At 65.1% G+C, this 17007-nt stretch carries 7 protein-coding genes; 2 read left to right on the forward strand and 5 right to left on the reverse strand.

Features of this window, described 5'->3' with window-relative positions:
* Positions 1–7: 7 nt before the first annotated feature.
* The 5 genes from ELY13_RS01820 to ELY13_RS01840 form a co-directional block, all read right to left on the reverse strand.
* On the reverse strand, positions 8–6454 hold the full coding sequence (locus ELY13_RS01820; RefSeq protein WP_126172152.1) for a type I polyketide synthase: 6447 nt from the start codon (positions 6452–6454) through the stop codon (positions 8–10).
* A 4-nt stretch (positions 6455–6458) separates the two neighbouring features.
* A complete protein-coding gene (locus tag ELY13_RS01825) occupies positions 6459–11141 on the reverse strand; it encodes a MupA/Atu3671 family FMN-dependent luciferase-like monooxygenase (RefSeq protein WP_241233491.1) in 4683 nt (1560 codons plus the stop codon).
* 111 nt (positions 11142–11252) lie between these two features.
* A complete protein-coding gene (locus ELY13_RS01830; RefSeq protein ID WP_126172153.1) occupies positions 11253–12194 on the reverse strand; it encodes a glycosyltransferase family 2 protein in 942 nt (313 codons plus the stop codon).
* The gene (locus tag ELY13_RS01835; RefSeq protein ID WP_126172154.1) at positions 12191–13366 is read right to left on the reverse strand and encodes a glycosyltransferase family 2 protein; all 1176 of its coding nucleotides are present in this window, start codon (positions 13364–13366) and stop codon (positions 12191–12193) included. Before ELY13_RS01835 ends, ELY13_RS01830 begins: the two co-directional genes overlap by 4 nt.
* A 40-nt stretch (positions 13367–13406) precedes the next feature.
* A complete protein-coding gene (locus tag ELY13_RS01840) occupies positions 13407–14228 on the reverse strand; it encodes a 2OG-Fe(II) oxygenase (protein ID WP_126172155.1) in 822 nt (273 codons plus the stop codon).
* A gap of 186 nt (positions 14229–14414) precedes the next feature.
* Between ELY13_RS01840 and ELY13_RS01845 the strand changes: the two genes are divergently transcribed.
* Both ELY13_RS01845 and ELY13_RS01850 read left to right on the forward strand, forming a co-directional pair.
* Positions 14415–15617 (forward strand): glycosyltransferase family 4 protein, encoded by a 1203-nt coding sequence (locus ELY13_RS01845; RefSeq protein WP_126172156.1) that lies wholly within the window; start codon positions 14415–14417, stop codon positions 15615–15617.
* Positions 15617–17002, forward strand: a complete 1386-nt coding sequence (locus ELY13_RS01850; RefSeq protein ID WP_126172157.1) for an oligosaccharide flippase family protein — start codon at positions 15617–15619, stop codon at positions 17000–17002. The genes ELY13_RS01845 and ELY13_RS01850 overlap by 1 nt, the downstream gene beginning before the upstream one ends.
* The last annotated feature ends 5 nt before the right edge of the window (positions 17003–17007 follow it).

Here is a 17007-nt window from a genome sequence, read left to right on the forward strand (position 1 = left end):
CCGCCGCTCATTCGGCTGCCACCGCTACCGGATCAAAGCTTTCGCTCTCCAGTTCTCTTTCATCCCACGGGTGAACCCCGGCCAAGGCATCTTCGAGAGCTTTCTGGAACAAGGGGGCCAGAGTTGCCACATGTGGTTCCTGCAGCACGCTGCTGTGGCCGCCCGGGACCGGGACGATCATCATGTCTTCCTGTATCCGCTTGCCCCATCCCAGTGCGTAGTCGCTGTAGATCAGGCCGTAGGGCGTATCGTCGACTTGTCCGGTTTCATCGCTCGCCTTGAACAAGGCCACCGCTCCCCCTTCGAACAGTCCGGAAGGGCGATGTTCCCGATGGGCCACCTCGTAGAGCTTGAGGAACGGAATCGAAGGCGCAAAAGAGGCCGTGGCGGCTTCCACCCGCCTGTTTAAACGAAGCTGGCGTACAGTCCGCCGGTCGTGGGCCCGACGGATCCGCGACCCGACTTCCCAACGAGCCATTTTCCACGCCCTGCGGCCGAGATCGGGCACGATCCCGGCCGGGCTCACTTCCGACAGCGAGGTCTGCACCCCGGCAATCCGGCGCCACGTCGCAAGAAACGGCACCTTCGTCGCCTGGGTATCGGCCGCGTCGATGATCCCGACAAAGGCGACGCGTTCGCCCGCGTCCTGGAGTTGCCTTGCCATCTCGAAGGCGATCACTCCCCCCGCACAAAGCCCGGCGAGCAGGTATGGGCCGAATGGCTGAACGGTCCGCATCCGCTCGATGTAGTTGGCAGCCATCTGGTCAATCCGGGTGTGGGCGTAGTTGCCGTCGGCGGTGCGCAGGGGCTCAAGTCCCAGAACCGGCCGCTCCGGATCGAGGCGGAGCGCCAGCCCGCGATAGAGCAGCGTCTCTCCCAGGCCATCATGCACAAAGAAGATCGGTGTCAGCGCGCCTCCGCCCCGGATGGTGACGATTCCCTTTGCCGGAGCGGAGGGGCTTCCCTGCTCCATTGCTGCTTCGGCCGAAACGTTGCGATTGTCGGGATCGAGAATGCCCGCGAGGTTAGCCACGGTCGGCTGATCGAGCATTGCCGCCAGCGGCAAGGCGCGGCCGATCTTCTTGCGCAGGCGGTTGGTGAACTGGACGGCGAGCAGGGAATGGCCGCCAAGATCGAAGAAGTTATCATGCCGCCCCACCGCCTCGATGCCCAGCAGATCACGCCACAAGTCGGCAATCAGCTGCTCCGTTTCGGTGATCGGCAAGTCGGCGGAATCACCGTTCGCGGCCATGCGCGGAGAAGCCGGCGGCGCTCGCAACCGGGACAATACCGGCCCAAGCGCGTAGGGCGAAACGATCAGGTGCGATTTCGGCGACTGCCGCAAAATCCGCGCGACGACTTCGACTCCTTCCTCCGGCAGGATGCCTTCGGCATGGCGGATTGTCCGGACAGCGGCCGGTGCCGCATCGGGTGCGCTTTTATCGGACTGGCCGAGAGAGAGCAGTCCCGCGTCCTGCACCCGCATCATCGTGAATTCGGATATTTCCGCCAGAACCTGCCCTTCGGAATCGGTGATCGTCACATCGAACGCAGCCGTGAGCCCGGATGCTTCGGCGCCCGGCCGGTAACGAACATGGCTGACGATCCGAGCCGGGAACGGGGCGTGCTGAACGAACCGGCGGTAGCTGAACGGTGCGAAGAAATCGCGGGAGGCTACGCGATCCGGGATCAGGGCCTGTGCGCCTGCAGTCGCGAAATCAAGCAATGCAGGATGGAGCCGCACCCGGTCGAGGTCGTCATGAAACTCTTCGGGCAAGTCGAGGCGAAGCAGGGCCTCCTCCTGTCCGATCAGCGCTTGCGTCAGGTTGTTCCACCTCGGGCCGAACTGCAGCATCGGCTGGTCCGCGCCGCCGCCCGTTCCCGGCTTGCACCGGGCCGCTATGGCCCCAAGGTCCAGAATAGGCGGGAACGGGGGGGCATCGTTGCCGCGCACACGTCCGCAGGCGTGTTCGACCCACTCTCCCGGTTCCGGATCCAGCGGGCGGCCAAGGATGGCGACGCGCCAGCTGCTGCCGGAACGCCGGCGGAAATGCACCCGCAGTTCGCGAGCCGATCCGTCCGGGACGGCGAAGGGTTTCAGGAACGTGAAGTCTGAAAACTCCGCCGATCCATTGCGGAATAGCGCATCTGCTGCCCGGGCCAGTTCGAGGTAGCCCGTCCCGGGCAGCAGCGCACCGGCACCGACGATACGGTGTTCACGCAGAACCCAGTCTCGTTGGGGGGTCAGGGTGCCGGTGACTACGATTTCGTCTTCCGAAAGCGTGTGGACTCGTTCCAGAAACGGATGATCGACCGGCTTGCCTTCGCCAAGATCGTCATGCGGCAGCGTGGACGATCCGTTGCGCCGGTTCAGTTCCGCAGCCATCCCCACTTCGGCCCACTGGCTCCACCCCACCGACAGGACCCGTGTTGCCGGGTCCGCCCGCCCCGCCTGGGCATAGCTGTCGAGGAAGGCATTGGCCGCCGCATAATCGACTTGTCCGGGGATTCCGGCAAACGCGCTGATCGAAGAGAACAGCATCATGAAATCGGGCGCGAAGCCCTGCAGCGCCTTTTCGAGGGCGAGCGTTCCGGCCACCTTTGGGCGAAGCACCGCCTCGATGGATTCGCGGGTCTTCGTCTCGATCAGCCCGTCATCGATCGCGCCTGCGGCATGGAACACGCCGGTCACCGGGTTGAACCTGTCTGCGATCCGGCGAATGCCTCGCCGCAGGGCGCGCCAGTCAGCCACATCGGCGACGATGATTTCCACTTCGGCGCCGGCCGCCTCAAGCGCGACGAGCTTGCGTATCCGTTCCTCAACTTCTGCCGGCAGCACTCCGCGGGCGAGCAAATCGGCCCACCTTTCCTTGGGCGGCAGCTCCGTCCGGCTGACGAGCGCAAGCCGGGCGTCGCACGTTTCCGCGAGATATTGGGCAATCGTCAGCCCCAGCCCGCCCAGCCCCCCAGTGATGAGATACGTCCCCCGAGGGCGCAGCCGGGCCGGACTGGCGGTCTGGTCGCCCGACAAGCTGCGCACCGGCTTGTGCTCCAGCACCCAGCGTTCGCCTGCGCGCAGGGCAACGTCCCGCTGGTCTCCGCTTGCGGCAATTTCATCAACTACTGCATCGACCAGCGCTCCGCAGGCCTGTGGACCGTCAGAGGCAAGGAGATCGATGTCGATGCTCCGCACGCACAGATCCGGAAACTCGGCGGAAACGGCACGGGCCGCCCCCAGCGCCGTCGCCTTGATCGGCATGACGTCCCGATCTCCGCCAACGCGCTGCGCCTTGTCGGTCACGAGCGCGAAGCCGATCCTTCCTTCGCAAATCCCCGCCAGTTCGGGAGTCATTGTGGCCAGGCAGTGCAATCCCAGGTTGATCAGCCGCTGATTATCCGGCTTCGGGCCGGATCCGGTAACGAGCCAGCAGTGATAGACATGCTTCGGCAAGCGGGATTCCGCGCCGAGACAATCGAACAGCTGGGCCCAGTCCGTCCGCTCGTCCGGCCGGACAGTGAACACGTCCGCTCCCACTCGTCTGAACCGGCGGCCGGCCCGCACCGTGATGACATCGGTCCCGTTCTGTCGCAGCCGCTTCTCCAGGTTCTGACCGAAAACACCATCGTCCGCCAGCACCAGCGCCGGACCTTCGGTCCGCTCCGTTCCCGGGAGATCAGCGCGCAGCCAGACTGGCTCATACCCCCAGTCGGCGATGTCCTGCCGGACGTCCGCGTCTTCTCCGGGTCCTGCCATGGCCAGGGCCGCGCCCGGTTCTATCCAGTGCCGCTGGCGATCGAACCGGTACGTCGGCAACGGAATTCTCAGGCGCTGCTCATCACCCCAGAACGCCTTCCAGTCCACCGTGACGCCAAGCGACCAGAGCTCTCCCAATGCTTCGAGGAAGCGGGCATCGTCCTCCATCGCCTGGTCGGGATGCCGCATGGAATTGACGACCGGTTGGGAGGGCTTGCGGGCCGGATGCTGGCGGGCAAGGCTCGTCATGCTGCGGCCCGGCCCGACTTCCAGCAGGACTCGTTCCGGATCGTCGAGCAGCCGCTGCAGTCCGTCTGTAAAGCGGACCGGTTCGCGCAAGTGGCGCACCCAGTATTCGGGATCGGTCGCTTCTTCGGCCTTGACCCACTCACCCGTGAGGTTCGATGCAAATGGGATTTTGGGTGCGCTGTAGTCGATCGTGCGCATCAGGACGCGGAATTCCGCCAGGATCGGGTCGAGCATCGGCGAATGCGCAGCCACCGAGATCGGAACCAGCTGTGCCTCGATATCCTGTTCCTGCAGGACTCTGTGAAACCGCGCGATCGCCTCTGCAGCACCGGAAACGACGCAGAGCCGCGGCGCGTTGATCGCCGCGATCGAGAGATCGGCGGGAAGCAGCGGAGCCAGTTCCTCTTCGGACAAGGGCACGCTGATCATGCCCCCTTCGCGGGTCGTCTCGAACAAGCGCCCGCGGGAATGGACGATGCGCAGACCGGCCTCGAGTCCGATCACGCCGGAGATGTGCGCTGCGGCATATTCCCCGGAACTGTGGCCGATCATGGCGCCCGGCTCGATCCCGAGGGAGATCCACAGCTTCGCCAGCGCCGTCTGGACGATGAACAGGGCGGGAAGCGCAACGGAAGGGCGTGCAAGCTCGCGCATGGCCTGTTCCCGATCCGCGTCGGCGGGAAACAGCCAGCGGCGCAGATTCGCTACGCCGATCCCGTCGGCCAGCGCAAGCGCCCGGTCTACATCTGCGCGGAAACCCGGTTCGGTTTCGTACAGGCCGCGCGCCATATCGATGTGCTGGGGCCCGGCGCCGCAGAACAGGAAGGCAACCGGCCGCCCCGGAATGCAAGTCTGCTGCGCAACAGGCCGATCGCTGGCAGTCCGCAGCGCTGCCGCGGCGTCTCCATCGGTCTTCGCGACGGCAAAGCGCCGGGCGGACAGATGCTGCCGTCCCAGCGTCAGCGTGAAGGCAGCGTCCGCCAAGGACGTGCCCGGGTGCTCTTCCAGATGCCGGGCCAAGGCCTCGGCATTCGCGTTTGCTGCCGTTTCCGTCTTGCCGGAGCAAAGCAGGACCTGGCGCCGGCGGCTCGATCCGCTGGCCGCGCGCGGCGGCGCTTCTTCCAGCACTACGTGGGCGTTCGTCCCGCCCACCCCGAGCGAACTGACCCCGGCGCGGCGAGGACGGCCTTCGCTCCGCGTCCAGGGCGCGCGCTCCGCCTGCACGCGGAACGGACTTCCGGCAAAGAAGCAGGCGGGATTCGGTGTCTCGAAATTGGGGATGCCGGGTAATTCGCCATGGGTCATCGCCAAGGCAACCTTGATGACTCCCGCAGCGCCTGCGGCAGTATCCGTGTGGCCTATGTTGGCCTTGACCGATCCGATTGCGCACTGACCCTCCGAACCGGAGGACTGCTGGAACACCTGCGTCAGCGCGGCGACTTCGATTGGATCGCCGATTGGCGTACCGGTGCCGTGCGCCTCGATATAGTCGATCGTCGCGGGATCGATGTCGGCCACGGCCAGCGCCTCGGCAATCACCTTGGCCTGCCCATCGACGCTGGGAGCGAGATAGCCGACCTTACCAGCCCCATCGTTGTTGATGGCCGACCCGCGCAGCACGGCGTGGATGTGATCCCCGCTGGCGATTGCGTCTTCCAGCCGCCGAAGGGCCAGCACGGCGACTCCGCTGCCGAAGACGGTACCTTGCGATGCGCCATCGAAGGGCCGGCAGTGGCCATCGGGAGAGAGGATCTCCCCTTCCTCGTACAGATAGCCATGCCGGTGCGGCAGTTCGATCGACGCCCCGCCCGCCAAGGCCATGTCGCATTCCCCGCTCAGCAGGCTCTGTGCGGCCATGTGAATCGACACCAGCGACGTCGAGCATGCGGTCTGGACGTTGATGCTCGGCCCCTTGAGATCGAGCAGGTAGGAAGCGCGAGTAGTCAGGAAATCCTTGTCGTTGCTGGTGTGCCGCAGCAGGAACAGCCCGATGTCGTTAACCAGCTTGCCGTTCGTCAGCAGGTTATAGGGCATGTAGGCGTTGTGCCCGGACCCGGCGAAAACCCCAATCACCCCGTCGAACCCTTGCGGCGTGTGCCCGGCATTCTCCAGCGCTTCCCACGAACATTCCAGAAAGTGGCGGTGCTGCGGGTCCATGATCGAGGCGTCGCGCGGGCTGAGCCCGAACAGCGCGGCATCGAAGCATTCCATGTCCGCCAGCGGCGCCCCGCGCCGGACGTAGTTTGGATTGCGCAGCAGCGCCGGGCTGACTCCCGCTTCGATCAGCTGTTCATCCGAATAGGTTTCTATCGCCTCCTTCCCGTCGCGCAGCAGCGCCCAGTATTCGGCCAAGTTCCGTACGTTCGCGAACCGGCAGGACATGCCGACGATTGCGATGGAGGAATCGGCTATCGGAGTGGGACCGTCGAAAGACCCGAAAGGCTGGTGCATGGCGTCAGACCCTCATTGCTGCGCGAACGGCGCCCCGGCGCTGGATGGCGGCGCGGCGGGCAAGTGCACGATCCTGTCCCTCACGCGCGGCGGCGGGTTCATCCAGTCCGCTGGCGAGATGGGCACCGAGCGCGGACACGGTGGGGAACCGGAAGATGTCGGTCAGGGCGACCGGCTGCGGCATCACCGCCGCCAGCCGTCGATGGACCTGGATCGCGAGCAGGGAATGCCCGCCGATGTCGAAGAAGTTATCGTTCAGTCCGACACTCGGCAGCTTCAGCAGATCGCACCAGATCGCCTGGATCGCCGCTTCCGCCTCTGTGGACGGCGTGGCAGACCGGGTTTCGGGCTTTTGCGCAGGGATAGTATCCGGATCGGGCAAGGCCTTGCGGTCGATCTTGCCGTTGGGAGTTCGCGGGAGAGCGTCGAGGAAGACGAAGCTGCCGGGGACCATGAATTCGGGCAACTGCGCCCGCAGGTGCGCGCGCAGGGCATCGATCGGCGGTGCGACAGGCCCTCGCGGCGTCAGGTAGGCCATCAGCCGGGTGGCCGCGCCTTCGCGCCGCGCCACCGTGACCGCTTCGGCAATCTGGTCATGCCCGGCAAGGACAGCCTCGATTTCCCCCAGCTCGATGCGATAGCCGCGGATCTTCACCTGGTGGTCCAGCCGGCCGAGGAACTCCAGCGTTCCGTCGGCGCGTTGACGGGCAAGATCCCCAGTCCGGTAAGCCCGCGCTCCCGGCACGAACGGATGCGGGATGAAACGTTCGGAGGTCAGCTCAGGACGGTCGAGATAGCCGCGAACCACTCCCGCGCCCCCGATCACCAGCTCACCCGGAGTTCCCGGCCGGACGGGTTCCCTATGCCGGTCCAGGATATAGATCTGCTGGTTGGCCAGTGGACGGCCGAGCGGCGGGGTTTCGTCGCGTTCCTCCAGCCTATGGACCGCCGACCACACGGTGGTCTCGGTCGGGCCGTACATGTTCATCACCGTGCCCTTGACGAGGTCCCGCATGTCGCGGGCCAGCGGCGGCGGAAAGGCTTCGCCTCCGACCATCAGCCGCTTCAGCGCGGCGAGCGCCGGGCGCGCCGCCTCGTCACTTGCGAGGACCTGGAGCAGCGACGGCGTGCATTGCAGATGGGTGACCGAGTGCCTGGCCATCAATTCATGCAGCGGGGCTTCCTGCTCACCCGCAGCCGCGTGCGTCAGGGCACGCAGCCGGTCGAGAATGGGCAAGTGCTCGATCACGGTGTCGGCGGGGATGCCGAAGTCGATCAGGCAACCGATCTCGTCCACCCCGATGGACTGGAGTTGCTGGATGAACCCTACGTTCTCCTCCGGCGTGCCGAACAGACCGTTTGCATCGAAGTAACGCTCGAACGCGTGTTCCATCAGCGCGTCGGTTTCTTCCGGGCTGAGATCGGACAGCTGGACCTGATCGGTCTCGCTGCTGCCCGGTGGCCGCTTGAAGGCGGGGAAAGACCAGGCGTATTGCTGCAGCAGGCTTGTGGCCGTGCGGAGGTAGTCGATCATTGGCTGGCGCACGATGGAACGCACTTCCCCGGCATCCTCTCCCAGAAAAGTATGCAGCATCAGGGTCACCCGCCCTTCGCCCGGATGCCCCGCCTCCCGCCAGGCCTTGCGATAGGCGGCCAGCTTTTCCGCCACTTCCTCGACGCTCTGGCCAAGCAGGTGCGTGAGGACATTGGCGCCCACTCGTCCGGCCTCGACGAAGGTATCGACGTTCCCGGCCGAGGTGATCCAGCAAGGCAGTTCGGCCTGAACCGGGCGGGGATAGGTCAGCAGTTCAACATCCCTGCCCAGCGCCCCGGGAAACCTCCGCCGCTCCCCGCGCCACAAGGCGCGTACGTCCTCCATCGTGCTCTTGAGCACGCCGTTGCGGTCCTTGAATGCCGCGGGGTTGAGCACGAAGTCGTTCGGCTGCCAGCCGGATGCGAAGGCAATGCCGACGCGGCCGTTGGACAGATTGTCGACCAGCGCCCACTCCTCGGCGATGCGGATCGGGTGATGCAGGGTTCCGACGACGCTTCCGGCGCGGATCTGGATGCGCGAGGTGATCGCCGCAATCGCGGCCGCCGCCACGGAAGGGTTGGGATACGGGCCGCCAAAGGCGTGAAAGTGCCGCTCCGGCGTCCACACTGCTTCGAACCCGTGCGTATCGGCGAAACGAGCTCCTTCGAGCAGGAGACGGTACTGTTCGGCCGGGCTGCCGCTGTCGGAACTGGCGAAGTAGAACAGGCTGAACCCTGCGGTGCGGGAAGAGGCGCCGGGTGCCACATCGCCCCGCACTTCCCGCTCCGTGGCGATGACGACGTGATAGCCGCGCGTCAGGGGCCAGAGCAATTCCAGCACCGATATGTCGAAGCTGAGGCTGGTGACCGCCAGCCAAGTCCCTTCCAACTCAAGATGATCGTCCATCCCGGCAAAGAAGTTCAGCACGTTGCAGTGTTCGACCATCACCCCCTTAGGCAGGCCGGTAGAGCCGGATGTATAGATGACATAGGCAAGACTGTCCGATCCGGCGCCACCGTCGAACGGTTCGGCCGGCAGCGATGCCGCCATCTCCTGCACTTCGTCCATACAGATGACTTCCGCTTGTCCCGACGGCAGGCTTTTCGCGAGCGTCGTGTCGGCGAGGATCAGCCGCATTCCGGAATCCGCGACCATGTGGGCGATGCGGTCCTGCGGATAAGACGGATCGAGCGGGACGTAGGCGCCTCCCGCCTTGTGGATCGCAAGCAGGCAAACCAGCATGTCCACGGACCGCGGAACGTGCAGCCCGACGAGCACGTTGGGCCGGACCCCGAGCACGTGAAGGTGGCGCGCCATCTGGTTGGAGCGGGCATCAAGTTCGGCGTAGGTGAGCGAAACCCCGCGGGAGGTCACCGCGGCACGATCCGGCGTGCGTGCGGCCTGTAGCGCGAACAGGTGATGGTGGGCAGTAAAAAGCCGCTCCGGCGCGTCGGTGGCGTTCCATTCCAGCAGGACGCGGTCGCGTTCGGCAGGGGAAAGCAGCGACAGCTCTCGTACCCGCGCTTCCGGCGAAGCATCGGCCGAAGCAATCATGGCCTCGAAACCCAGCCACAAGTCCTCCGCGGCCGCAGGATCTAGCCGGGTTGCGTCATAGGTCCAGCGGCAGGTTCCGCCTTTGACGCAAATCGTGAGGTTGAGCACGGCATGCTCATCCAGGCAGGCATCGTCGAGAGACTCGACCACCTGGACCGACACCGGATGATGAAAAGCCGTCTTGCCGCGCAGTTCGGGGCTGCGGGCGAGGAGATCGCGGGCGATTGCCACCCGCTTGTGCAGTCCGGCAATCTCCTGCTGCACGACCGTGCGCAGATCGGTCAGCGAGCGGTCGAAGTCCACCTTTACTCTCATCGGGAGTTCGGGCGCGAACCAGCCGGACACATCCTCCAGCCGGGCGCGGCAGACCTGGTCGGCATATCCGATCTCGACCGTGTCGCGGTCCGCTGCGCGGGCCAGCCACGCTACCACCAGAGCCAGCACCTCGGCTCCGGCGCGGCCCGCCGGCAGGGTGCGGTTCGCCTCTGTCCAGTCCGCTTGCATCCCGTCCGCCCGGGCGCGAAATTGCGGCAGGTGGAGGGTATCGCGCATCTGGAGGCGGCGCCTCCACCAGGCCTCATACTTCCCCGCTGCGCTGTCGAGCAGGGTCAGTCTCGCCTGTCGCTGGGGATCGAGCGAGGCGAAGTGCCGGGGCCCTTCTTCATCGAGCCCGTACAGCGGCAGCCCGTCGATCGCGGCTATGCGGTCGAGCCGCACATCCTTGCTGCCGGTCGCAACGATCGGCGCAATTCCCCATTCGACCACGGTGCCCGGCTCGAAGCCGGAGCCGGATTCAAGCACGGTGGCTTGCTGAACCAGCAGCAGCCTGTCCCCGAGCAGCGCCTTGGGTGCGCCCAGCGGGTTGGCGTAAGGCCCGAAATCCAGCGCTGTCACCAGCCGCGCGATGTTTTCAGCCGTGTCGTGCCAGTCGATCGTCGCGGCGGCCGTGGGACGATCCCCCCGCCCGTATATCCGTGACGGCAAGTGCGGCTGGGGCGAAGCGGCCGCGACGGCCGCCTCAAGATCCTGCGCCAGCACCGCGAAGCGCCGCAACCCGGCTTCGAAGCACCGGGTGTTGAGCGAAAGAGCGCTTTCGCCATCGGCGATCTCGATGGACTCGGCGGCGAGGACCGCCCCTCCGTCAACGGTATCTGTCATCAGGTGCCACGTGACGCCGTGCCGGCTTGCCCCGTTCAGCAAAGCCCAGACCGGGGTGTTCAACCCGGCGAGATCGGGCAAGGGGCCGTCATGGAAGTTGATGGCTGCCCGGGAAGCAAGGGCAAGCACCTCTGCTGGCAGGACCGAAAGGTTCGAGATGCTGAAAAGGTAGTCGACCGGGCCGATGCTGGCGGTCAGCAGATCGCGCGGCCGGGAGAGCAGCGGCAGGCCAGAACGGCGCGCCCAGTCGGCGGCAGGGCCGGGTTGCGCCACCACGGCCGCGATTTCATGGCCCTGGCGCTGGAGCAGATTGCCACACTCAGCCAGCAGCGTTTCATCCCCAACCAGGATGCTGCGCAGCCCGGCTTCGGCTCGGCGCTCCGCCAGCTCCCCTGCAAGGGACGTTTCCTCCGCTCTGGTCAGATCAGGCATCCCGTCCATCCACTTTCTCCTTACCGTCTCAGCGTAAAGATCGAGAAAAGGGCCGGCTACTTCCCCAACACAGTCCGAAAATTCATGGTGTGAGTATGATCAGGAAAGAAACGGCCAAGCTCATTTGTATTCGATCAGGCGCTTGCGTTTGCGCCAGTAATCGACCTGCCCCTGCAGGTGGGGGAGCTTGCCAAGGGTAAGGAAGCTGGCCTGCAACGGCCCGCATCGCAGGCAGATTCTGGTCCAGAGCAGCGGCCACAACGGCCAGAGCAGCGGCAAAGCCCAGACCACGTTGCTGACGACTTCCCGCCGGAGCCGCGGATTTCCGGTTCCCCGAAGATAAAGAGCTTCCGCGGTCGCAAAACCGCTGCGGCGGTTGCGTTGCCACCACTGCGAAAACCGCTTCATCGCCGCATCGTGCACGGTCATGTCCGCGTCGATCCGCCGGATGCGCCAGCCCTTGCAGCGGATCCGGTGGCACAAGTCCGGCTCCTCACCCGCAATCAGGCTTTCGGAAAAGCCGCCGACCGCCATAAGCGGCGCCACGCGGAACAAGGCGTCACCGCCGCAGGTCTCCGCCAGACCGACCGGAGTATTCCATTCGGCGTCGCACAGCGCGTTGTACGGACTGGCTTCTGGCTGGCGCTCCCTCCGGCGCCCGCAGACCGCCGCAATGTCAGGCTCGGCCTCCAGGGCTGCGAGCGCGGCGGAAAGCCACCCGGACACAAGCTCGCAATCCCCGTCGATGAAGTGGACGTAATCCAGTCCGGGATGATTTTGCTGCAGCCAGAAGAGCCCCGCGTTGCGTGCCCGCGCCGCCGTGAAGGGGATGGCGGGATCCAGCTCTACCACGGGAATTCCCAAGCTGGAGGCGAGAGCCACGCTGTGATCCGTCGATCCGGAATCGACATAGACCGCGCAGTTCGTTTCCCCGATAACACTCGTGAGGGACTGGGCCAGGCGTGCGCCCTCGTTGCGCCCGATGATCACGAATCCGGCGGCACGATCCACCTTGCCGGCATGCTCCTGAAGCACCGGCGCGATGACGTTCAAGGCAGTCATGGTCTGCGCTCCGTTCGTATCCACTGGCGTTCCCGCCGGGTAATGAACTGGGCCAGGATCGGCATCTTCCAGACGACGTACCCCGGAACCTCACCCAGGCTGCGCACAGGCAGGATCGCCCGCCCATGCACCCACCAGGCAGCAAGAATGCCAAAGCCAAGCGCAACGTCGGCCGCGACAAGGATCAGCACCGGAAGCGACAGTCCGCCTAGCGCCAGCGCAGCGCCGGTTGCGGCAAAGGCAAGCAGGCCCAGCAGGACCGTGGGCGGGACCAGCAGATCGAGCCCGATCACCAGCAGCCGGGCGTTTTTGCGCCCACTCAACCCGGCCGCGATCAGCCGGGGTGCATGGGCACACATGATCTGCAGCATTCCATGTTCCCACCGGCGGCGCTGGCTTGCCGTGCCGGCTGCCGAACTGGCGCTGCTGAGGAACAAGGCCGATGGGTTGAACAGGACTCGGTTGCCGTCGAGCAGCAATTCCAGACCCATCTCCAGATCTTCCACCAGTGACCCTGTCGCCCAGCGGGCACGCGCAAACACGGGTCTTGGAAAAGCCATGCCCGTTCCCTGCAGCAGCACCGTTCCAGCCAGCCTTTGCAGCGCCCGTTGGCGGACGAGGTTCTTGATCAGGAAAGCGAGGCAGGACACCCGCACGACGGCGGAGGCATCGGGCGGACAGTCCAGCAAGTCGGCGCCCTGAACTACGGCGTTGCGGAGCGACGCCGTCCCGGCAAGCGACTGCAGGGCGTTCCTTTCCGGCCGGCAGTCCGCATCGAGAACCACGATGATGGAGGCGGCGGCCTCGGAACGGTTCGCTTCGATGAATTCCCGGCCGAACTCCAGTGCGTGTCCCTTACCCCGCCTGAGAACATCGCTCCGCTCCACGACCGTCGCGCCCAGCCTGCGGGCCGTCGCGGCTGTATCATCCGTGCAGTTATCGGCTACGACCAGCAATTCGTCGCAGGGACGTAATTGCTGGCGGACCGCCACAACGGTCGAGGCGATGCCGGCCGCTTCGTCATGGGCTGGCATCAACACGATGAACGGCGGCGGCTGCCCGGTTTCCTGCCGCAAGCCGCGACCGAATGCGCCCACGGTGCATTCGGCGGCGAGTATGGCCACGGGCACTGCGACTGCCAGACAGACGACCCAGATCAGCAGAACCATCATGCCAGCGTCCCCTCGTGCCCGGCTCTCTTGCTCGGAACCTTCAATTCCCCCACCGACGTTGCAGGACCGGTGGGATCCAGTCGGCCTTCAGGTTGTGGAGCTTGACCGACCAGTCGGATCGGTCGTCCGATCCGGGGCGGGTGCGAAAGTCGGTGGTGCGCTCCAGCGCGGGCATGACCGTGGCGGATGCCGTGTAGTAATACGTTGCGATCGACCGCCGCGCCCGGGTATCCGGGCAGGACAGCGGATCGGGATGGCCGTGAAACGTATCCCGATCCGTATTGAAGATTACCGCCCGGCCGAATTCGGGCAGGATCGAATGGCAGGCCCGCTGCATGCTGCGATCCCACAATTCCAGCGCGCCGCCATATTCCGGGGCCCAGTCCTCGTTCAGGTAGATCAGCAGGTTGAGGCGGCGCTCCACCTTCATTCCGCCGTGATGCGGGAAATCGGCATGAATGCCGAGATGGCCGCCCTTGCGCGTTTCATGCAGCCCCGCGCCCGCATGGTACGGGTCCGCGATCAGGCCCTTGATCCCGGTCATTTCCGATAGAAATGCCAGGAATGCGCGGGAATTGAGTTCGGCAAACAGCATCCGCGTGCTCGGTCCCGGACACTGGTCCGGACGGAACTGGAATTTCAGCCGTTCCTGGGCGCGATCGAAGAACTGGCGGCCCCGGCTATCGGGAAACTCCACCACCACCCTGCGGAGCAAGTCCGGATCAAGGAAATCGTCCAGCACGATGTGAGGGAAGGGATCGTTGTCGCGATACCGCGTTGCCATTGCACCGCCGGCCGCCTGGCAATCCTCAAAGTCGAAGCACCGGTAGCCACCCAGATCGGTCATGCTCAGGAACGACATGTTCACCCCTTCTTCCGGCCTTGCCCAGTCCCGCAGGACAGTTCGGAAGGATTGCCGGTGAAGGTCAAAATAAACCGGGCAGCCGTGTTTGCGTCAGGCGTGAAAACCCCTTGGAAGTTCTCATGATCGACACTTCCACACCCCGCCCATAGACTTTGCGAAGTTCCCGGATCGGAGAAGTCGCGCGTGCACATAGGGCTTTGTTCACCCCATTGGCCGCCGGGCGAAGGAGCCAACGGAATCGTCAGCTACGTGGCGGCGGTTCGTGAACATTTCGTCGCGCAAGGGCACCTTGTATCGGTCATTTCCCGAAACCGCTCGCACTCCAGCGACGGGACGACCCTGGAGCTCGGTACCGGACTGCTGGCAAGCTCCGCCTACCGCATCGACCGGCGCCTGAATCGCTCACCCGGGACACTGCCCCACATTGCACGCGCAGTCGGGCGTGAGATTGCGGAACTGCACCGGCTCAGGCCGCTCGACATCGTCGAAATGGAGGAAAGCTTTGGCTGGTCGGCTGTCGTCGGCCGCAGGATCGCTGTCCCGGTCGTGACTCGCCTGCACGGTCCGCACTTCCTGAAGCCGGCTTCCCATCGGACAGCCCTTCAGGAGCGGGAAGACCGCTCGCGCTGCGAAGCGGAAGCCCACGCGGTCCGCTCGGCCCCCTTCCTGACTGCCCCGACGCGGGCGGTGATGGAAAGCACCTGCGACCGGTGCGGCCGGTCTCGGGACCAGCCGTCTGCGGTCATTCCCAACCCGATCAAGGTCGACTCGCACGCTCCCCAATGGAGTCTCGCCGATTGCGAACGCGATCACATCCTGATGGTCGGACGGTTCGATTTCGTGAAAGGGGCCGACACGCTGCTGGCGGCTTTCGGGCTCCTGCTCGACGTTCGGCCTTCAGCCCGGCTGACGATCGTGGGGCCGGATTTCGGGATCGAGACCACGCCCGGAAAGCGCCTGAACTTCGATGCCTATGTTCGCGCCAACCTTTCCCCGCAAGCGCGCGAGCGCATTACCTTTACGGGATTGCTGCGGCCCGAGGAGATAAGGCCGCTGCGCCTGAAGGCCAACGTCACGGTGGCCAGTTCCCGGACGGAAACCTTCGGGTACGTACTGGTGGAAGCTATGGCGGCCGGATCCCCGCTGATTTCCACGGATTGGCCGGGAAGCGAGGAGCTCATCGTCCATCGGAAAACAGGGCTGCTGACTCCGGTTGCCGATCCGGATGCCATGGCCCGAAATCTGGAATGGCTGCTGGCCAATCCCGAGGCCGCCGCCCAAATGGGCGCGGCCGGAAAGAGGCGCTGTTCCGACACCTTTTCTGTCGATCTCGTCGGAAATCGGTTGCTCGACTGCTACGAAGCCACGATCCGGGCAGTCGCCTGATGATCCCGGGCGACGCGGCAGCCCCGGGGGTCCTGCCGCTCAATCAGCGCGAACCGCTGTTTCGGCGCCTGCGGCATCTGGCGCTTCGCGATACCAATGTAATCGTTATCGCGGTGATCCTGAACAATCTGCTGCGTGCGGTCAGCAGCGTAATTCTCACCCGCCTGCTTGTCCCCGAGGTCTTCGGTATCGCCGGCGTGATCGCATCGGTCCAGTTCACCGTCGCGCTGGCTTCTGACCTTGGCTTTCAAGCCTTCGTCGTCCGTCACGAAGACGGGGACAAGCCGCGCTTCCTCGATACGGTCTGGACGATTTCGCTGGTTCGTTCATCCCTGCTGGCGCTGGTGCTGGCCGTCCTGGCAAGCCCGCTGGCAGACTTGCTCGGCAAACCCGACCTGGCGCCGCTGATCGCCATTTCGGGGCTGACCTTCGTTATCGAAGGTTTGGCTTCGCTGACGCTGCTGACGGCCCTGCGCAAAAGGATGATCCTGCGGCTTTCGGTGCTCGAGCTGATCGTGCTGATCGTCCAGATCGCCGCCAGCGTCCTGCTCGCGTTCCTCTGGGGCAACTACTGGGCCATTCTCGTGGCGATGCTGGTCAGCAGCGCGCTCAAGACCGTGCTCAGCTACGCGATGTTCGCAGATTCGGTCCGCACGTTCGCCCTCGACCGGGTCTACCTGCGCGATCTGTGGTCGTTTGCCCGCTATGTCACCGGATCGAGCATAATCTTCCTGCTGGTCTCGCAATGCGACAAGCTGGTGCTCGCCAAAGTCATGCCGCTCGAACACTTCGGGTTCTACATCCTTGCAGGCAACCTCGCCTCGGCGCCGCTGGCGTTCGCCACGGCGTATGCCAGCCGGGTCCTCTTTCCGATATACTCCCAGCTCTGGCGGGAGGATCACCAGGATCTGCGGACTGAATTCTACGCCCGACGCAGGATTCCATCGCTGCTCTACTCGTTCGCCGCGGGCGGGATCATCGGGAGCGCCCATCTGGTGATCGGCATCCTGTACGACGATCGCTACGCCGAAGCAGCGCTCTACCTCCAGATACTGGGGATCGCGCCGCTTTTCGCGCTGGCTTCCAACGCCGCGAACGAAACGCTGACAGCCACCGGGCGGATCAGCGCGACCTTCCAGGCAAGCATCGCCAAGCTGGCGTGGCTGGCCGCCGCCGGGACGGCCGGATACCTGCTTTACGGCCAGTTCGGCCTGGTGCTCGCGGTCGGGCTGATGGAAGTTCCCGCCCTGGGCCTGAAGTGGATCCGGATGCACCACGCCAGCCTGCTCGACATGCGCCAGGAAGTGCTGTTCGTGATGGCAGGCTTTCTCGGCATCCTGTGCGGTTTGGGCGGCGATTGGCTGATCGGTTTGTGGCTCCGGTAGACGCC

The organism is Altericroceibacterium xinjiangense (assembly GCF_003958635.1).
Taxonomy (GTDB): Bacteria; Pseudomonadota; Alphaproteobacteria; order Sphingomonadales; family Sphingomonadaceae; genus Altericroceibacterium_A; species Altericroceibacterium_A xinjiangense.